General features: G+C 65.6%; 13 protein-coding genes. 7 read left to right on the top strand and 6 right to left on the bottom strand.

Annotation, left to right across the window (positions count from 1 at the left end):
• Positions 1-11 precede the first annotated feature (11 nt).
• Complete coding sequence (scpA, locus tag CBY09_RS19410) at positions 12-2,183, bottom strand: methylmalonyl-CoA mutase (RefSeq protein ID WP_094291183.1); 2,172 nt, start codon at positions 2,181-2,183, stop codon at positions 12-14.
• A 142-nt stretch (positions 2,184-2,325) separates the two neighbouring features.
• Between scpA and CBY09_RS19405 the strand changes: the two genes are divergently transcribed.
• A complete protein-coding gene (locus tag CBY09_RS19405; protein ID WP_094291182.1) occupies positions 2,326-2,961 on the top strand; it encodes a GntR family transcriptional regulator in 636 nt (211 codons plus the stop codon).
• 14 nt (positions 2,962-2,975) lie between these two features.
• Here the strand turns inward: CBY09_RS19405 and CBY09_RS19400 are convergent, their stop codons facing one another.
• The gene (locus CBY09_RS19400) at positions 2,976-4,193 is read right to left on the bottom strand and encodes a GGDEF domain-containing protein (protein WP_094291181.1); all 1,218 of its coding nucleotides are present in this window, start codon (positions 4,191-4,193) and stop codon (positions 2,976-2,978) included.
• A 316-nt stretch (positions 4,194-4,509) separates the two neighbouring features.
• Between CBY09_RS19400 and CBY09_RS19395 the strand changes: the two genes are divergently transcribed.
• Positions 4,510-6,366 carry an AMP-dependent synthetase/ligase gene (locus CBY09_RS19395; protein WP_094291180.1) on the top strand — a complete coding sequence of 619 codons (1,857 nt, stop codon included), beginning with the start codon at positions 4,510-4,512 and terminating at the stop codon, positions 6,364-6,366.
• 111 nt (positions 6,367-6,477) lie between these two features.
• Here the strand turns inward: CBY09_RS19395 and CBY09_RS19390 are convergent, their stop codons facing one another.
• Positions 6,478-7,593, bottom strand: coding sequence for a saccharopine dehydrogenase family protein (locus CBY09_RS19390; protein ID WP_094291179.1), 1,116 nt, complete (start codon positions 7,591-7,593; stop codon positions 6,478-6,480).
• Positions 7,594-7,731: 138 nt separating this feature from the next.
• On the opposite strand from CBY09_RS19390, the gene CBY09_RS19385 reads away from it, so the two are divergent.
• Entirely contained in the window at positions 7,732-8,217 is a 486-nt protein-coding gene (locus CBY09_RS19385) for an Lrp/AsnC family transcriptional regulator (protein ID WP_240515783.1), read from the top strand.
• A 222-nt stretch (positions 8,218-8,439) separates the two neighbouring features.
• Here CBY09_RS19385 and CBY09_RS19380 read toward each other — a convergent pair whose 3' ends face one another.
• Entirely contained in the window at positions 8,440-9,027 is a 588-nt protein-coding gene (locus tag CBY09_RS19380) for a lysophospholipid acyltransferase family protein (protein ID WP_094291177.1), read from the bottom strand.
• Between the two features lie 336 nt (positions 9,028-9,363).
• Here CBY09_RS19380 and dusA point away from each other — a divergent pair, with 336 nt between their 5' ends.
• Entirely contained in the window at positions 9,364-10,386 is a 1,023-nt protein-coding gene (gene dusA / locus CBY09_RS19375; RefSeq protein ID WP_094291176.1) for a tRNA dihydrouridine(20/20a) synthase DusA, read from the top strand.
• Positions 10,387-10,407: 21 nt separating this feature from the next.
• On the opposite strand, the gene CBY09_RS24260 is transcribed toward dusA, so the two are convergent.
• Entirely contained in the window at positions 10,408-13,233 is a 2,826-nt protein-coding gene (locus CBY09_RS24260) for a bifunctional diguanylate cyclase/phosphodiesterase (protein WP_094291175.1), read from the bottom strand.
• A 179-nt stretch (positions 13,234-13,412) separates the two neighbouring features.
• Between CBY09_RS24260 and CBY09_RS19365 the strand changes: the two genes are divergently transcribed.
• From CBY09_RS19365 to rsxB, 3 genes are all read left to right on the top strand, one after another.
• A complete protein-coding gene (locus CBY09_RS19365) occupies positions 13,413-14,498 on the top strand; it encodes a GTP pyrophosphokinase (RefSeq protein ID WP_094291174.1) in 1,086 nt (361 codons plus the stop codon).
• A gap of 139 nt (positions 14,499-14,637) precedes the next feature.
• On the top strand, positions 14,638-16,236 hold the full coding sequence (locus tag CBY09_RS19360) for a polyhydroxyalkanoate depolymerase (RefSeq protein WP_094291245.1): 1,599 nt from the start codon (positions 14,638-14,640) through the stop codon (positions 16,234-16,236).
• A gap of 38 nt (positions 16,237-16,274) precedes the next feature.
• Positions 16,275-16,916 carry an electron transport complex subunit RsxB gene (rsxB, locus tag CBY09_RS19355; protein WP_094291173.1) on the top strand — a complete coding sequence of 214 codons (642 nt, stop codon included), beginning with the start codon at positions 16,275-16,277 and terminating at the stop codon, positions 16,914-16,916.
• A 57-nt stretch (positions 16,917-16,973) separates the two neighbouring features.
• Here rsxB and CBY09_RS19350 read toward each other — a convergent pair whose 3' ends face one another.
• Entirely contained in the window at positions 16,974-18,458 is a 1,485-nt protein-coding gene (locus tag CBY09_RS19350) for a methyl-accepting chemotaxis protein (RefSeq protein WP_094291172.1), read from the bottom strand.
• Positions 18,459-18,601: the final 143 nt, after the last annotated feature.

Raw genomic sequence — 18,601 nt, 5'->3', positions numbered from 1 at the left:
CTCCACCCAACTCACGCAGCCACAGCCTTGCGGATCTGTTCCAGCACATCCTTGGCGCTGGCCGGAATCGGCGTCCCCGGGCCGTACACGCCCTTCACGCCGGATTCGTACAGGAAGTCATAGTCCTGGGCCGGGATCACCCCGCCCACAAACACAATGATGTCGTCGGCGCCCTGGTCTTTGAGCGACTGGATGATGGCGGGCACCAGCGTCTTGTGGCCCGCAGCCAGCGTGCTCACGCCCACGGCGTGCACGTCGTTCTCGATGGCCTGGCGGGCGCATTCCTCCGGAGTCTGGAACAGTGGGCCCATGTCCACGTCAAAGCCCAGGTCTGCAAACGCGGTGGCCACCACCTTGGCGCCGCGGTCGTGCCCGTCCTGGCCCAGTTTGGCGATCATCACGCGGGGGCGGCGGCCCTGCTCTTCGGCAAAGGCGTTGATCTCGGTCTTGAGTTTGTCCCAGCCTTCGGCCGAGTCATAGGCAGCTGCGTACACACCGGTCACCTTTTGTGTATCGGCGCGGTGGCGCCCAAAAACCTTCTCCAGCGCATCCGACACCTCGCCCACCGTGGCGCGCAGGCGTACGGCTTTGATCGACAGGTCCAGCAGGTTGCCTTCGCCGCTTTCTGCTGCAGAAGTGAGAGCATCCAAGGCTTGCTGGACGCGCGCAGAGTCGCGTTTTGACCGAATATTTTTGAGGCGTTCGATCTGGCCGTCGCGCACCTTCACGTTGTCGATCTGCAGGATATCGACCGGGTCTTCCTTCGCCAGCTTGTACTTGTTGACGCCCACGATCACGTCCTTTCCGCTGTCGATGCGCGCCTGCTTCTCGGCGGCGGCAGCTTCGATCTTGAGCTTGGCCCAGCCGCTGTCCACGGCCTGGGTCATGCCACCCATGGCCTCGACCTCTTCGATGATCTTCCAGGCCGCGTCGGCCATGTCCTGGGTCAGCTTTTCCATCATGTAGCTGCCGGCCCAGGGGTCGATCACGTTGGTGATGTGGGTCTCTTCCTGAATGATGAGCTGCGTGTTGCGCGCAATGCGGGCGCTGAACTCGGTGGGCAGCGCAATGGCTTCGTCAAAGCTGTTGGTGTGCAGACTCTGCGTGCCCCCAAACACGGCCGCCATGGCCTCGATGGTGGTGCGCACCACGTTGTTGTAGGGGTCTTGTTCGGTCAGGCTCCAGCCCGAGGTCTGGCAGTGTGTGCGCAGCATCAGGCTCTTGGGGTTCTTGGCGCCCGTGGCTTTCATGATGCGGCACCACAGCAGGCGCGCGGCGCGCATCTTGGCGACTTCGAGGTAAAAGTTCATGCCAATCGCCCAGAAGAAGCTCAGGCGCCCGGCGAACTCGTCCACGTCCATGCCCTTGGCGATGGCGGTCTTCACATATTCCTTGCCGTCGGCCAAAGTGAAGGCCAGTTCCAGCGCCTGGTTGGCCCCGGCTTCCTGCATGTGGTAGCCGCTGATCGAGATCGAGTTGAACTTCGGCATGTTCTTGGCCGTGTACTCGATGATGTCGCCAATGATCTTCATCGACGGCTTGGGCGGGTAGATGTAGGTGTTGCGCACCATGAACTCTTTCAGAATGTCGTTCTGAATGGTTCCGGAAAGCTTGTCTTGCGAGACGCCCTGCTCTTCTGCCGCCACCACGTAGCCCGCCAGCACGGGTAGCACCGCACCGTTCATGGTCATCGATACGCTGACCTTGTCGAGCGGGATCTGGTCGAACAGGATCTTCATGTCTTCGACCGAATCAATCGCCACCCCGGCCTTGCCCACGTCGCCCGTCACGCGGGGGTGGTCACTGTCGTAGCCCCGGTGGGTTGCCAGGTCAAACGCCACCGACACGCCCTGCCCGCCTGCGGCCAGCGCCTTCCGGTAGAACGCATTGGATTCTTCAGCGGTCGAAAAGCCTGCGTACTGGCGAATCGTCCAGGGCCGCACGGCATACATGGTGGCCTGCGGGCCGCGTAGGTAGGGCTCAAAACCCGGCAGCGTGTTGGCATACGGCAGACTGGCGGTGTCTTCGGCGGTGTACAGCGGCTTGACGGTGATGCCATCGGGCGTGACCCAGTTGAGGGCGCTGACATCGCCCCCCGGTGCCGACTTGGCTGCGGCCTTGGCCCAGGCTTCCAGCGAAGACGCGGCGAACTCTGGGGCGTTGTTGGTGGGTTTGTCACTCATGGCGAAAGCTACTCCGAAGATGGCATGGGGGCGTCCAACACGGCGCACAGGCGGTGACCGCACAGGTGCTGTGGTGTGGCGGCGAGTTTACATCATTCATAATTATTGATTCAAAATATTCTTCGCAGCTTACAATCCGCCCATGTCTGCCCTTACCCTCACGCCCCGCGCCCTGTACGAAGAAGTCGCCGAGCAGCTGCGCCAGCGCATCTTCCGCCGCGAGCTGGAGCCCGGCAGCTGGATCGACGAGCTCAAGATTGCGGAGGAATTCGGCATCAGCCGCACACCGCTGCGCGAGGCGCTGAAGGTGCTGGCCGCAGAAGGCCTGGTCACGATGAAGGTGCGCCGTGGCGCCTATGTGACGGAGATGAGTGAAAAAGACCTGCGCGACGTGTACCACCTGCTGAGCCTGCTGGAGAGCGACGCCGCAGGCGTGGTGGCCGAACGCGCCACCGACACGCAGCTAAAGACGCTGCAGGACCTGCACGCCGAGCTGGAAGCCGCCGTGGCTGATCGCGAAAAATTCTTCGCCGTCAACGAACGCTTTCACATGTGCTTGCTGGAGATGGCCGACAACCGCTGGCGCAGCCAGATGGTGGCCGACCTGCGCAAGGTGATGAAGCTCAACCGCCACAACTCGCTGTTCAAGCAAGGGCGCATTGAAGACTCGCTGGGTGAGCACCGTGCCATCCTGGCCGCCATGGTGGCGCGCGACGCCAAGGCCACGGTCAAGGCCATGCAGGCGCACTTTGCGCAGGGGCTGGAAGCAGCGACCTGATTCTTGGCACCGGATCAGGCCGGTAGCCCGACGCCAGATCCCGTGGAACTCGGCTCCATCGCCCTCTCAGGAGCGATCTCAACCCGGTTGCGCCCGGTCGCCTTGGCCACATAAAGCGCCTCATCTGCGCGGCGCAGCAAGCTATCGAAGTGGGTGTCGTCGGCACGAAGCACTGCCAGGCCGATCGACACCGTCAATGGCAGCACCAAGTCACCCGCCGTGAACGGGGCCTGGGCGACTGCCTGGCGCAACCGCTCGCCAGCGGCCGGGGCGTCGTGCAGCTGCAGGTTGTCGAACAGCACCACAAACTCTTCACCACCTTGGCGAGCCGGTAGCTCAGCCCCTCGGCAGGCCGACTGCAGCCGCCCCGCCACATGCTTGAGGGCCACATCGCCCATCTCGTGGCCGTGCTCGTCGTTGATGCGCTTGAAGTGGTCAATGTCCACAATCGCCAGTCCAAAACCACCGGATGCCGCGCTGGTGCGGGCCTGCTCAAAACGCTTCAGCCCCATCTCCACCAGCGTGCGGCGGTTGGGCAAGCCGGTCAGGTAGTCGGTGGAGGCGGCACGCTCCCACTGGCGGCGAATGCGCTCCGAGCACATCAGCAAGAACGCGGTGGTGCCGATCACGGGCAAGGTGGCGGCCACCATGGGGGTGGCAATGTTCATCCAGGCGCCCGCCCCCAGCACGCTGAAGGCCGGGTTCACCCCGATCACCACAAAGTAGCCCGCGCGGAACAGCACAAACAAGGCGACGGCCGTGAACAGGCCCGCCATCACGCGCCGACTGCGGGCACCGTCACGGCGCTCCTGCGAGACCAGCACCACAATGCAGGCCACCATCAGCACCGACCAGACCACCGACACCGTCAGGATGCGCCCCCCGACATCGGCCGTACCCAAAGTCAGCCAGAAAACGGCCACCGTGCCCAGCGCAGCAGGCACCATGACCCACAGCTGGTCTTTGAGTCCGTAGAACTGCCGCAAAGCACGCAAATAACCGGTAAACCCGAACATCACCAGCGCATTGGCCAGGGCCAAGGTGTAGGCAGGCGGGTTGAGCCCTTGCGCAGCAAACAGGATGGAGCCCCCGGCAAACAGCAGCGTGGCAATGCGCCAGCTGGCCGCCGCGGGGCGCATGGGCAAAGGCAGGTCCTTGTGCATCAGGCCAAGTACCCCACCGTTTGCCAGCATCATGAGTGTGGCAATGAAAAAGATGGTGACGGGGTCCATGGGTGTTGCAGGTGCGGCGTTCGCGTGACTGTGGAATGGCGCCTATTGTGCCCATGGTGCCCATGGTGCCCATGGCGCCTGCACTGCAGCCTTCGGCGCGCCATGTGGCAGCCACCCCAAGTGCCCACCCCGGCATTCCATCTTTAGGAATGCACCATTTCTCACAAAGCAGGCCACCGGATGGGCGCCCCAGGCACCGGCGCTGGCTATGATCCCCGGGTTTGCCCTGATCCGGGCCAAACGCTCCCGGCAACGTGCTCCAGAACGAGCGCGCGCCCGACTGAAAGCCCCGCTGCGGGCCCCTTTCGCCAGCCAGATGACCTCCGCCACGACCCCCACCCGAATTTCCGACGTTCAGACACTGCCCCAACTGCTGGCTTTCCGGGTGGGTCAGACGCCCCAGGCCGAGGCCTTCCGCGCCTACGACACGGCCAGCCAGTCCTGGCAAAGCCTGAACTGGGCGCAGGCTGCTGATCGCATCGCCACCTGGACCCAGGCCCTGGCGGCCCTGCAACTGCCCCTGGCCGCCCGCGTGGCCATCCTGCTGCCCAACGGCCTGCACGCCATGTGTGCCGACCAGGCCACACTGGCCACTGGCTGCGTGCCAGTGCCCCTGCACGCCATCGACAACCCCGGCAGCATTGCCTACATCCTGGCGGACTGCGAGGCCTCGATGCTCATCGTGGGCCAGGCCGAGCAGTGGGAAAAGATCCGCGCCGTGGGCACGCCGTTCCCGGCCCTGCGGGCGGTGGTAATCACCGACGACGACACTTCAACCTTCTCTCCCACCGCCGCTTCGGCCGATGGCCCTGCCGTGGGCTCGCTGGCGCAGTGGCTGGCGGGGGCCGGGGCAGCAGCGGCCCCCACACCTCCGGGGGCAGACGACCTGGCGGCCATCGTCTACACCTCGGGCACCACGGGCAAGCCCAAGGGCGTGATGCTCACGCACCGCAACGTGGTCAGCGATGTGAAGGCGGTGCTCGACCGCATCGCCCCCACGGTGGACGACGTGTTCCTGTCGTTCCTGCCGCTGTCGCACACCTTCGAGCGCACGGGCGGCTACTACCTGCCGATTGCTGCGGGCAGCTGCGTGGCCTATGCGCGCTCGGTGGCGCAACTGGCCGAGGACCTGAAGACCGTGCGACCCACCGTGCTGGTGTCGGTGCCACGCATTTACGAGCGCATCCAAGCCAAGCTGCTCGAAAAACTCTCGCCCACGCCCTGGAAGATGCAGCTGTATGAAGCCGCGCAGAACAAAGGCTGGGCCCGCTTCTGTGCCGTGCAAGGCCTGCCCGCCCCGGCAGCCAACGAAGGCCAGGCCGCAGGCTGGATGGCCGCCCTGCCCTGGCCCCTGCTGCAGGCGCTGGTGGCCAAGCCTTTGCTGGCCCAGTTTGGCGGCCGTGTGCGGGTGGCGGTGAGCGGCGGCGCGCCGCTGTCGCCCACCATTGCCAAGTGCTTTTTGGGCCTGGGCCTGCCGCTCGTGCAGGGCTACGGCATGACCGAGACTGCGCCTGTGGTGTCGGTGAACTCGCTGAACGACAACGATCCTGCCTGCGTGGGCAAGGCCCTGCCCGGTGTAGAGGTGCGCATCGGCGAAAACCGCGAACTGCAGGTGCGCGGCCCCATCGTGATGAAGGGCTACTGGAAGCGCCCGGAAGACACCGCGCGCATCCTGAGCCCCGACGGCTGGCTGGGCACGGGCGATCAGGCAGAGATCGTGAACGGCCGCATCTACATCAAGGGCCGCATCAAGGAGATCATCGTCACCTCCACCGGCGAAAAGGTGCCGCCGGGCGACCTGGAACTGGCCATGCTGGCCGACCCGCTGCTGGAGCAGACCTTTGTGGTGGGCGAGAACCGCCCCTTCATCGCCTGCGTGGCCGTGCTCAAGGCCGATGAGTGGCAGCGCATGGCGGCCGACCTGGGCCTGCCCGCGCAAGACGCGGCAAGCCTGAACCACCCCAGCGTGCACCGCGCAGTGCTGGCGCGCATCGAGAAGAACACCGCTAGCTTTGCCCGCTATGCCGTGCCCCGCGCCGTGCACTGCACCCTGGAGCCGTGGACCATCGAGAACACCTTCATGACCCCCACGCTCAAGCTCAAGCGCAACAACCTGATGGCGCACTTTGCGGAAGCGATAGAGGGGATGTACCAGAAGCCGGGCGGGCGATGAGCGTCTGTCAGCACCGCGCTAGGCCAGCAGCACTCCTGCAGCGGTTTTGCGGCGAAAAATGCCCCATGGCCGTAGGAATTGCAGTTTTTGAATTCATGCGGCTAATGGGCTTCATGCGATTTTTTCCAGCGCCTGCGTCCCCTCCCCCGCATACGCCACCCCAAACCGGTTCGCCAGAAAATCCGCCAGCCGCACCGCCTCCTGCCCCACAAAGCCCCGCTGCGGCAGCCGCCCCTGGGCCACCAGGTCGAGCGCCGTGCAGATGCCTGCTGCCGTGGTGAGCTGGATGGCGCTGAGCCGGTGCCCCGCCAGCTCCGTGCCCACGATGCGGGCCGAGTAGGACTCCTGCACCAGCCGCCCGCCGCGTTGGCCCGCTGCGGTGGCAAAAATCACGATCACATCCTGGTCGGTGGTGGGAATGGCGCTCTCCAGGATGTCCTTGAGCAGATCGCGCCGGTCGCGCAGGCGCAGGTCATTGAGCAACAGTTTGAGGATGGCGTTGTGACCCGGGTAGCGGATGGACTGGTAGTCCACTTGCCGTGCCTTGCCTGCCAGCGTCTCGGTGAGCGTGCCCAGGCCCCCCGAGGTGTTGAAGGCCTCGTACTCCACGCCATCGAGCGCAAAGGTTTCCAGCCCTTCCAGCGCTGGCACCGTGGTGCGCACGCCATCCACAATGGCCTCGCAGGGGTTGCAGTATTCGTTGATGAGGCCTTCGGTGCTCCAGGTCAGGTTGTAGCGCAGGGCGCCCTGGGGGTAGCGGGGCAGCGCGCCCACGCGCATGCGCAGGGTATGCAGGGTGTCGAAACGCCGGGCCAGGTCGTTGCCCACGATACCGATAAAGCCCGGCGCCAGGCCGCACTGGGGCATGAGCACGCTGCGCGCGTTGGCGGCCAGGGCACGGATGGCCTGGGTGCTGGCCACGTCTTCGGTCAGGTCGAAGTAGTGCACACCTGCGCTTGCGCACAACGTGGCTACGGGCACGGCGCGGTGAAACGGCAGCGCGTTCAGCACGGCAAAACGGCCGTCGATGGCGGCTTGCAAGCTGGTGTCGTCGCCCACCAGGCGGGTGGCCACGCCCAGAGCAGCCACCTCGGCAAGGCGGGCGGGGTCGCGGTCGGCCACCAGGATGTCGTAGTCACCGGCCTGCTGCAACAAGAGCGCCATGGCAAAGCCAATATGGCCTGCACCCAGGATGGTGATGGCGTGGCGGGTGGAAAAGGCGGTCATGGCAGTGCTCCTGGTGTGTGCTGGCGGCCGGGCCGCAGCGGTGGTGAAAGATGCCTTGATGCTAGGCAAGGGTACTGTCAGTGTGTAGCCACTAGAGCGTCGAAAAATCGTTCTTGAAACGTCATAACGGCGAATATCATGGCCACTATGACTTTTACGCCCGCCACCCCCAACGCCCCGCCCACGCTGGACGCTACCGACCGCCAGTTGCTGAGCCTGCTGCAGGCCAATGCGCGCGAAGGCACGGCGCAGCTCGCCCGCAAGCTGGGGCTGGCGCGCACCACCGTGGTGGCGCGCATTGCGCGGCTGGAGCGTTCGGGCGTGGTGGCGGGCTATGGCGTGCGGCTGGGGGCACGGCTCGATGCCACCACGGTGCGGGCCTGGTGCAGCATCAGTGTGCTGCCCAAGGCAGCGCCCGCTGTGCTGCGCGCGCTGGAGGCCATGGCCGAGGTCGAGGAGGTGTCGGCTGTGAGTGGGCCGTTTGACTACCTGGTGTTTTTGCGCTGCACGAGCCATGAGCAGCTCGACACCCTGCTCGACCGCGTGGGCCAGCTCGACGGCGTGCACCAGACGCAGACCAGCATCGTGCTCAGCCGCAAGATCGACCGGCGACAGGTAGGGTGACATCCCCCTGAGCAGCTGTGCCGCTTCCCCCTTCTCTCGATTCGCTGCACGAATCGGGAAGGGAGACGCTGCCCTCGCTGCGGGGCGGGCCTTGCTCGGCCCCCTGGCTTGGGCCACGCCAGTCACGGTCAGCGCGCCCGCAAAGGCGCTCGGATGCTATTTTTCTTGAAGCACCCAGAGCTTATTCAAAAGGCGCTAGGCACGAATTTGACTGCAGATCGTTCAGGCCTCGAACTGCGTCGGGTTCTTGCCCCGGATGGGCGCATAGAACGCCTTGATGGCTGCCATGTCGCGCTCCACATCGCCCGTGGGCTCGAACACCGGGCCCAGGCCACCGACCTTGCGGCCGTAGTCCACAAAGGCCAGCACGATGGGCACGCCCGCCTGCTGGGCGATGTAGTAAAAGCCCGTCTTCCAGTGCCGCGTCTTGCCGCGCGTGCCTTCGGGCGGCACGATGAGCTGCATGGGACCATCCGCTTCCCGCATGGCCTGGGCTGAGCTGGCCACCAGGTTGTTTGCCTGCTCCCGGTTCACCGGAATGCCACCCAGCCAGCGCATCACCCCGCCAAATGGCGCCTTGAAGAGGCTGTGTTTGCCCATCCAGTACACCCGCAGCCGCAGCGAGAACGCCAGCATCAAGGTGTACGGCAGGTCCCAGTTGCTGGTGTGAGGCGCGGCAATCAGCACGCTTTTGGCGGCATGGGCGGGCAAAGCGCCTTCGACCTTCCAGCCGGTGATGCGCAGGGTCAAGCGGGAAAAAGCGCGCAGGAGTGTGTTGACAACCGGCGTGTCAAAAATGGTGTGGTGCATGGGAGGGCGGGTGACGAAACAGGGCCCGCAGGCAGGGGCCCAGGCGCTGCGCCGGGCGCCGCGCAGGCATCAAAAGCGCCGCAATTGTCGCCGATCCCCCCCATGCCCCACCTTGATGCAAGGCAATGCGCCGCCGGGGCAGCAGCCATGCAACGGAAGGAATACTCTCATTTTGATAGCACCATGGGCATAACAGATATGCGGTAGAAGCCGATTTTGAGCAAAGCCACATACTGGCGCCGGATGGCAGCGCAATGGGATAATCGCGGCCAAACCGACCACAGCGGCTTCGCTGCGGACCTCTCCAGCCCTTCCCCGCCTTCCGTTTTTTGCCCCGTGGAACCCACCCTGAGCCCCTGGCGCATGTCCATCGCCCCCATGATGGACTGGACCGACCGCCACTGCCGTTACTTTCACCGGCTGCTGACCCGCCAGACCCTGCTGTACACCGAGATGGTGAACGCGGGCGGCATCCTGTATGGCGGTACCGAGCGCCACCTGCGCTTCAATGCCGAAGAGCACCCCGTGGCCCTGCAGCTGGGCGGCAACGAGCCCGACAAGCTGGCCCAGGCCGCGCGGCTGGGCGAGCAATGGGGCTACGACGAAATCAACCTCAACTGCGGCTGTCCCAGCGACCGGGTGCAGCGCGGCGCCTTTGGCGCGAGCCTGATGAAGGCGCCCCAGCTGGTGGCCGACTGCGTCAAGGCCATGAATGACGTGGTCAGCGTGCCCGTGACCGTGAAGCACCGCATCGGCATCGACAAGGTGGAGGACTACGGTTTCGTGCGCGACTTCATCGGCACCGTGGCCGACGCGGGCTGCACCGTGTTCATCGTGCATGCGCGCAACGCCTGGCTGCAAGGTCTGAGCCCCAAGGAAAACCGCGACATACCGCCCCTGCGCTACGAGGTGGTGCACCGCCTCAAGGCCGAGTTTCCAGAGTTCACCATTGCCATCAACGGCGGCATCCAGACCGATGAGGTGGTGCTGGAGCAGCTCGACCACCTGGACGGCGTGATGATCGGCCGCGAGGCGTATCACAACCCCTGGTGGCTGGCCCGCTGGGACCAGATCTACTACGGGGGCGCCCCCTGCCCCCTGACCCGCGAAGAGGTGGAGGTGGCCATGGTTGAGTACATGGAACGCGAGGCCGCGCAACACGGCACCCCTTGGCCCCACATCGCCCGCCACATGTTGGGCCTGCGCCACAGCCTGCCCGGCGCCCGCATCTGGCGCCAGGTGTGGAGCAACCATTTGCTCAAGGACCGGCCCGCGCGCGAGGTGCATGCGCTGGCGATGGACACCTATGGCACCTTTGCCTATGGGCACCCGGCGGAACCAGGCGCCGAGGCCGGATAAAGATGGGCACAGCCTGCGGCGCTACACCTGCCGCGCCAGCCACACCGCCAGTGGCTCGGGCCGACCGAACAGGTAGCCCTGCAGGCATTCGCACTGGTTCTGCAGCAGAAAATCGGCCTGGGCGCGGGTTTCCACACCCTCGGCCACCACGCGCAGATTCAGATGGCTGGCCACCGAAAGGATGGACTGCACGATGGCGGTGTCGCTCGGGTCGTCGGGCGTGTCCTGCACAAAACTCTTGTCGATCTTGAGTTCAAACAGCGGCAGGCGCTTGAGGTAGGCCAGGCTCGAATAGCCCGTGCCAAAGTCGTCGATGGAAAAGCGCACGCCCAGACCTACGATTTCGGTCATGCGGGCAATCGTGTCGTCCAGGTCTTCGATGAGCAGGCTTTCCGTCACCTCCAGAATCAGGTTGCCGGGGTGGGCTCCGGTGTGGGCCAGCACATGGCGCACGCGCTCGACAAAATCATCCTGGCGAAACTGCCGCTGGCTCACGTTGACCGACAGCGACAGCTCCCGCCCCGCCGCCTGCAGGTGCGCCAGGGTTTCGCAGGCCTGTTGGATCATCCAGTCGCCCATGCGCAGGATCAGGCCCGAGGCCTCGGCAATGGGGATGAAGCGGCTGGGCGGTACGTTGCCGCGCACCGGGTGGGTCCAGCGCATCAGCAGCTCGCCGCCCACTACGGCGCCTGTGGCGTCCACCTGGCTTTGCACAAAAGCAGCCAGCTGCCCTTCGGCCTGGGCCTTTTTCAGGTCCTGCTCCAGCGCCAGGCGCTCCTGCACGTCGGCCTGCATGGCGGCTTCGTAGAAGCGGATGCGGTTGCGGCCCAGGTCTTTGGCGCGGTACATGGCGGTGTCAGCCTCGCGCAGCAGGTCTTCCACGCCCTCGCCACGCTTGGGGAACAGCGTGATGCCAATGCTGCCCGTGGTGCTGTAGAGGTGGGTGGCAATGGTGTACGGCGCCTCCAGCACCGCGCGGATCTCCTCGGCCACCAGCAGGGCCGCGCGCCCGGCCGATTCCATGTCGGAGGCCACGTTGTGCACCAGCACCACGAACTCGTCGCCGCCCAGCCGGGCCACGGTGTCGCCCGGGCGCAGCTGCTGCGTGAGGCGCTGGGCCACCTGCATCAGCAGCGCATCGCCCACGGTGTGCCCGCGCGCGTCGTTGATCTGCTTGAAGTTGTCGAGGTCGATATAGAGCACCGCCCCCACCTGGGCGGCATTGAGGGCGCTGTGCAGGGCGTGTTCCATGCGGTCGAGCAGCATGCGCCGGTTGGGCAGGCCGGTGAGGCCGTCGAAGTACGCCAGCTGGTGCGAGCGCGCCTCGGCCTGCTTGCGCTCGGTGATGTCGCGCGACAAGGCGATGAACCGGGCTTCGTCGCCGGGCATGGCGGCGTCCTTGCGGGCGATGGACAGCTCGAACCAGTGGGTGGTGCCGCCCAGCTCCAGCCGGTACTGGTGGCCCGCCGAGTACCCCGTGTGGTGCGCGGCCTCCAGCGCAGCATGGCAGCCCGCCGCAGCTTCGGGCGGAACCACTTCGCTAATCAAACGCCCCAGAAACATTTCGGGTGGCATGGCCAGCAGGTCAGACCGCGCCGAACGGTAGTGGTGGATCCGGCCGTCCAGGCCCAGTTCGAACAGCAGGTCGGGGATGGCGTTGAGTGTGCTCTCCAGGTCGTCGCGCGTGGCGCGCAGCTCGGCGGTCATGCCATGCGCCAGCGCCACGGCGCGCTCGCGCCCGGTGGCCAACAGCCAGGTCAACCAGGACAGAAGCAGGCCCAGGGTCACGCCCACCGCTGCGATCACGTAGTGGCCTTCTTCCCGATGGCGCAGGGAAAAACTGGGCGTGGGCTGCATCACCAGCGTCCATGTACGCCCGCCAATTTGCAGCGTTCGCAGCGCTTGAGGCGCGGACGCAGCACCTCTGTCGCCCCCGGGGGCCACCGGTGCCTTGTCGGCCGATGTCCCGTACAGGCGCAATCCATCCGGTTTGGCCACGCCGTCGTACAGAGTGATCTCGATGTCCGGGTCCAGCTCACGCGCCATTCCGGCGATGACGTCGCCCGCCCGGAACGGGGCCGAAACCCAGCCAACCAGACCGGCCCGGCGCACCAGCTGCGTGCTTGTGTCTGCCTGCGGGGCGTAGATAGGCAGGTACATCACCACCCCAGGCTGTGCTGCTGTCGTCGAGGTGTCGTTTTGCAGCAGGGTGAGCGGTGCGCTGAGCGCCAGTTCCCCGCTGTCCCTGGCCCGCTCCAGCGCCTCGCGTGCTGCTGGAATGGTCAGCGTGTCATATCCCAGCGCACGCACGTTGTCGCCCCGCAGTGGCTCGATGTGCGTGATGGGAGCGTATGCAGCGCGCACACCCGGAGGGAGGACGCTGTAGTGGGGAAACCCGCGCCGACGCATGTCGGCAATGTGCAGGTCAATTTGTGGCTCAAACAGGTGAAGTATCAGAGATACCCCCTGCAGGCCGGGCCGGGTCTCCTGCAATTGCAGGGCCTCCACGTAGGTCTTGAACTCCTCTCTGCTGATGCGCTCGGAACCCTCGAAGTACCCTTTCACGCCGCGCAGCACCACCTCATACGTGGCCATGCGGTCCTTGAGGTTGTAGGCCACCTGGTCGGCTGCGACCTCAAAATTCAGAGCGTTCTTGGCCTGGACATTGTCTTCCTCGCCCTGCCAATAGAGATAGGAAAGACCCAGTGCCAACATACCCACCAGCGGTGGCAGGACCAGGGGCACCCAGCGCCGCCTGGTGATGGCGCTGGCGCTGGTTACATCCTCCCGCACGCCAGCGGCGGTGGTATCGTCGTCAGCAGGGACTGGAAGGTGAGATGGAGGCATGGCAAGGCACCAAGGCGTGCACCATTATGGGCCTGCGTTCAGCGCCGCCAAGTGCTGTTTGGCAGCTGGGGCAAGCTCTGCGCCGGCAGGCATTGCCCTGATTGGCCCGGTCCTGCACCAGAGCTTCGGCACTCCTTGGTGGTTGGTTTTCAATTCGGCGCATTCTGCGCACCCCGCACATGGCATCACTTGACTTTGACCTGGAAGAATCACAGTTTCGCACCTACTACGCGCAACAGGCCACGGCGCTGCAGGCCGCATGCACTGCCATCACCAGCCTGGTGGCGGCTGCGGTGGCGCAAGCGGGGGGCATCGACATCGCCAAGGTGGAAGGCCGCGTGAAGGATGCCGACGAGTGCATCCGAAAATTTGTGCGCAAGTACCGCCCGGCGCTGGAAGAAAGCAACACGCCCTATGACATCCAGAGCTACATCTCCGACCTCATCGGGGTGCGGGTGGTGTGCCTGTATGGGGACGAATTGGAGAAGGTGGCGCAGATCATGCGCGCCCGTTTTGCGGTGATTGACGTCACGGACAAGGTTGCGGCCGTGGAGAGCACCGAGGCATCGTTTGGCTACAAGGGCCTGCACCTGGATCTGCGCCTGGGCGCCGCAGAGCGCGACTTGCCGGAACACGCGGCCTATGCCCACTGGGCGTTCGAGCTGCAGGTGCGCACCATCATCCAGGACTCCTGGAGCGTGCTGGACCACAAGATCAAGTACAAGAAATCCATCCCGCAGCAGCTCAAGCGGCGCATCAATGTGCTGTCGGCCTTGTTCGAGCTGGCCGACCGGGAGTTCCTGCAGATCCGCGACGCCACGGCGGCCGAGCTGTTGCAAGCCCCCGACGAGACTGCCGACACTGCGCTGGACGCCCCTGCCGACGCGCAGGCCCCCCACAAGGCGGCAGGCGGCAGCAGCGAGCTGAACGCCTTCACCTTCCTCAAGATCGCCACCCATTTCTTCAAGGACTTCGAGTTCGAACCCTCCAAGGTCGATGGGTTTGTGGACGACATCCAGGCCTGGTCGCCGCGCATGACACGCGCGCGCTTCAACACCCTGATGCGCGAGACCATCGGCGTGGTCAAGCGCTACAAGCAGCACTTCGAGGAGCAGAACCCCCAGGGCAGCTTCAACCCCTACACGGTGATGCGCCACTGTCTGTACCTGAGCAACAAGACCGCCTTCCGCGCGGCGCTGCGCAATTCGGCGCGCGAGGCGTTCGAAGCCTGGCTGGTCGACAACACCGACCCCCGGCCGCATTGACCAGTTTGACGAGGCGCCACGGGCCGGGCAGCCGGAGGCCCCGCATGTCGCATAGGCGACTTGGCATTGGTGGTTTTACTCCATGCGCTTGTTACCAAGTGCTGCTATATTGCACTGCAACAAATCGGAGTTTCGCCCCATGCTGTACCACATCTACGAAACCCAGCGCTCCCTGATGGAGCCCTTTACAGACTTTGCGCAGGCGGCTTCCAAGTTGTTCAGCAACCCGGTGTCGCCCCTGAGCCAGACATCGGCAGCCCAGCGCATGGCAGCGGGCTACGACCTGCTCTACCGCCTGGGCAAGGACTACGAAAAGCCCGCGTTCGACATCCACACGGTGGACGTGAACGGCATCGGTGTCGCCATCCATGAGCGCATCGAGGTGAACAAGCCGTTCTGCGAGCTGCGCCGCTTCAAGCGCTTTTCGGACGACCCCGCCACGCTCACCAAGCTCAAGGGCCAGCCCGTGGTGCTGATCGTGGCGCCCCTGTCGGGCCACTACGCCACCTTGCTGCGCGACACCGTGCGCACCATGCTCAAGGACCACAAGGTCTACATCACCGACTGGAAAAACGCCCGCCTGGTGCCGCTGTCCGAGGGGGAGTTCCACCTGGACGACTACGTGAACTACGTGCAGGAATTCATCCGCCACCTGCAGGGCCAGTACGGCAACTGCCATGTGATCAGCGTGTGCCAGCCCACCGTGCCGGTGCTGGCGGCCGTATCGCTGATGGCCAGCCGCGGCGAGAAGACGCCGCTGACCATGACCATGATGGGCGGCCCCATCGACGCGCGCAAGTCGCCCACCGCCGTGAACAACCTGGCCACGAACCGCAGCTACGAGTGGTTCGAGAACAACGTCATCTACCGCGTGCCCGACAAGTTCCCTGGCGCGGGCCGCCGCGTGTACCCGGGCTTCCTGCAGTACACGGGTTTTGTGGCGATGAACCCCGACCGCCATGCCAACAGCCACTACGACTACTTCAAGGACCTGATCAAGGGCGACGACGCCAGCGCCGAGGCCCACCGCAAGTTCTACGACGAGTACAACGCCGTGCTGGACATGGATGCGGACTACTACCTGGAAACCATTCAGACCGTGTTCCAGGACTACAAGCTGGTCAACGGCACCTGGGATGTGCGCTCGCCCACGGGCAAGATCGAGCGCGTGCGCCCGCAGGACATCACCACCACCGCCTTGTTCACCGTGGAGGGTGAGCTGGACGACATCTCCGGCTCGGGCCAGACCGAAGCCGCCCACGACCTGTGCAGCGGCATCGTGCGCAAGGAACAGCGCCACCTGGAGGCCAAGGGTGCAGGCCACTACGGCATCTTCAGCGGCCGCCGCTGGCGCGATCTGGTGTACCCCAAGGTGCGCGAGTTCATTCTGGAACACGAACTGCCCCGCGCCCAGGCCGCTCCATCCAGCGCTGCGCCCGAGGCCAAGGCAGCAACGCCCTCTGCCAAACCAAAGGCCGCCCCTCAGCCCAAGACCGCAGCAAAGACGGCTCAAGCAGCCAAGGCAGCACCTTCGGCCCCGCGCGCCCGCGCAGCAGCCTCCAAAACTGCCGCGCCCACCGCCACCGTGGCCACACGCTGGGTGAAGACAGAGGGTGCTGCACAGCCGACCGGTGCAGCAGAGCCGGCGCCTGCCGACCTCGGTACAGCCAAGGCCACGGCGGTCACGGCAGCCCCGGCCCGCAGCGCCAGCCGCAGCAGCAAGGCGCGCAAGGCTTGATCCGCCAGCCGGAAGCCCAACCCGCCCGCGCCGCCCCGATGGAACTTGCAGCGCGGATTGACGCCGCGCTGCCCCAGACGCAGTGCACACGCTGCGGCTACCCTGACTGCGCTACGTATGCGCAGGCCATCGCCAGCGGCGAGGCCGCCATCAACCAGTGCCCGCCCGGTGGCTCCGAGGGTGTGGCGCGTCTGGCGGCCATCACGGGCCAGGCCGTGCTGCCACTGAGCGCCGAACACGGCGTGGAAGGCCCGCGCACTGTGGCCTTTATTGACGAAGCCTGGTGCATCGGCTGTACGTTGTGTATCAAGGCCTGCCCCACAGACGCCATCGTGGGCTCCAACAAGCGGATGCACACCGTGATCGAGCCATATTGCACCGGGTGCGAGCTGTGTATCCCCGTCTGCCCGGTGGACTGCATTCAGCTGGAAACCGCTAGCGGCGCAGCCACCGGCTGGGCCGCGTGGTCTGCCCCCCTGGCCGAGCAGGCCAGGGCGCGCTACCAGCAGCATCGCCAGCGGGTGCCTTTGGAAGATGCGGAAGAAGAACCGGCAGCGGCGATGGACGCGCCTGCACCTGACTCCACCAGCCCCCCAACCAGCGCCGCCGACGCGCGCAAGGCCGCCATAGCAGCGGCCATGGAGCGCGCGCGACAGCTCAGGGAACAAAACCCGCGCTGAGATCCGGGGGCTCGCCCCTTCGACCATGCCACGGGGGCAGAGGGAAAAATCACCCCGTCAACGGGCCGCCAGCGACTTGTAGACCCCACAGCCTACGTACAAGTCCCCCACACGGCTCACATAAGACATCTTGGTCTGCACCGCACCCGTGGCCGGGTTGTTGATGTCGTACTCCACCCAGCCAGGGGCCCGGTCGGCCTGCGCCACGATGTCGCTCACCAGCCGGTCGCCCGCAATGCCGGGGATGTCCTGCACCCGGGTGCCCACCTTGGCGGGGTTGCCCCCAAACGCCCGGTAGGTCCCTGCGCTGTCCAGCACAAACACATACATGTCCCGATCGTGGTACGGCTGGTTCTTGTCCGTCAGGCTGCGCAGGAACTGCTCCTGCGAGGTGGTTTTGTAGAGGGCCACGGCCTTCTGGACCAAGGCCACCGCTTCATCGGCCGTGCCCTGCTGCAACCGGAATGCCGCCACCGCCCGAGACAGGGTGGAGGCACGCTGCTCCAGCGCCTCGGCCTGCGCCACCGCCTGGCCCACCATCTGCGCGTTGTGCTGGGTGATCTGGTCCAGCTGCTGCACGGCCGAACTCACCTCGCTCAGCCCTGTGCTTTGCTCTGCACTGGAGCCGGAAATTTCCGTCATGCTGGCGGCCACACTGCGAATACCGCCCGCCATGTTGGCAATCCCATCCCCTGCCGAGCGGATCAACCCGGCGCTGGCCTCGACCTGGCTCACCGAGGCGCCGATCAGCTCCCGGATCTCGCGTGCCGCATCGCCCGAGCGTTTGGCCAGGGTACGCACCTCACCCGCCACCACGGCAAAGCCCCGGCCCTGCTCGCCCGCCCGAGCTGCCTCCACCGCAGCGTTCAGCGCGAGGATGTTGGTCTGGAAGGCAATGCTGTCGATGACGCCAATGATTTCGGTCATGCGGCGGGCGCCCTGCTGGATGGCCTCCACCGACTGGACCGCCCGGGCCATGGCCTCGGCACCCGCATCGGCCGCCTTGCGCACATCGGCCGCCCGCGCATCGGCGCTGCGGGCGGTCTGGGCGTTGTTCTGCACGGCCGACGAGAGCTGCTCGACACTGGCAGCGGTCTGCTCCAGGTTGGCGGCCTGCTGCTCGGTGCGGTCGGCCAGCGAGCGGTTGCCTTGTGCCAGGCTCTGGCCCGCATGGGCTACCAGGGCCGCATTGCTGCGGATGTCGGCCACCATGGACGACAGGGTGAGCACCATCTGGTCCAGCGACTGCGCCATGGCCCCCACTTCGTCCTGGCCGTACACACCGGCACGGGTACTGAGATCGCCTTGGGTGGTCTTTTCCATGGCGCGGGACAGCCCCTCTAGGTCGGACGACAGACTCAGGTACAGCGCCAACAGCCCATAGAGCAAGGCCAAAGCCCCCACTGCCCCGCCCCATCCCGGCGCCGCAGCGGTGGCAACCAGCACCACCGCCATCAACACACCCAGCGTCACCAGTTTGCCGGGCAGGTGCCATCTGCGCATCCACCAGAGTCCGGGGCGCAGTGGTAGAAATCCAGACATCTTGTCTCCTGTTATGGTTCTTTCCAGCGGCGGATGCTATGTCCCCGCTCTTACGTCGGATTGACACAGGGCCCCCGGGGCGACAGGCCTGCTTCCGCAGCGGCGCCTGACGGCCTGGCCACACCTGGCGCACAGGCCTTTGC

The sequence above is a fragment of the Acidovorax kalamii genome (genome assembly GCF_002245625.1).
In the GTDB taxonomy this organism is placed as follows: domain Bacteria; phylum Pseudomonadota; class Gammaproteobacteria; order Burkholderiales; family Burkholderiaceae_C; genus Acidovorax; species Acidovorax kalamii.
The sequence above is the reverse complement of the archived record's forward strand: the minus strand, read 5'-3'. Positions and strand labels throughout refer to the sequence as shown.

What these genes read in the sequence shown, in the direction of transcription:
- scpA (WP_094291183.1), bottom strand. Translation starts at nt 2,183, where the DNA reads ATGAGTGACAAACCCACCAACAACGCCCCAGAGTTCGCCGCGTCTTCG.
- CBY09_RS19405 (WP_094291182.1), top strand. Translation starts at nt 2,326, where the DNA reads ATGTCTGCCCTTACCCTCACGCCCCGCGCCCTGTACGAAGAAGTCGCC.
- CBY09_RS19400 (WP_094291181.1), bottom strand. Translation starts at nt 4,193, where the DNA reads ATGGACCCCGTCACCATCTTTTTCATTGCCACACTCATGATGCTGGCA.
- CBY09_RS19395 (WP_094291180.1), top strand. Translation starts at nt 4,510, where the DNA reads ATGACCTCCGCCACGACCCCCACCCGAATTTCCGACGTTCAGACACTG.
- CBY09_RS19390 (WP_094291179.1), bottom strand. Translation starts at nt 7,593, where the DNA reads ATGACCGCCTTTTCCACCCGCCACGCCATCACCATCCTGGGTGCAGGC.
- CBY09_RS19385 (WP_240515783.1), top strand. Translation starts at nt 7,732, where the DNA reads ATGGCCACTATGACTTTTACGCCCGCCACCCCCAACGCCCCGCCCACG.
- CBY09_RS19380 (WP_094291177.1), bottom strand. Translation starts at nt 9,027, where the DNA reads ATGCACCACACCATTTTTGACACGCCGGTTGTCAACACACTCCTGCGC.
- CBY09_RS24260 (WP_094291175.1), bottom strand. Translation starts at nt 13,233, where the DNA reads ATGCCTCCATCTCACCTTCCAGTCCCTGCTGACGACGATACCACCGCC.
- CBY09_RS19365 (WP_094291174.1), top strand. Translation starts at nt 13,413, where the DNA reads ATGGCATCACTTGACTTTGACCTGGAAGAATCACAGTTTCGCACCTAC.
- CBY09_RS19360 (WP_094291245.1), top strand. Translation starts at nt 14,638, where the DNA reads ATGCTGTACCACATCTACGAAACCCAGCGCTCCCTGATGGAGCCCTTT.
- rsxB (WP_094291173.1), top strand. Translation starts at nt 16,275, where the DNA reads ATGGAACTTGCAGCGCGGATTGACGCCGCGCTGCCCCAGACGCAGTGC.
- CBY09_RS19350 (WP_094291172.1), bottom strand. Translation starts at nt 18,458, where the DNA reads ATGTCTGGATTTCTACCACTGCGCCCCGGACTCTGGTGGATGCGCAGA.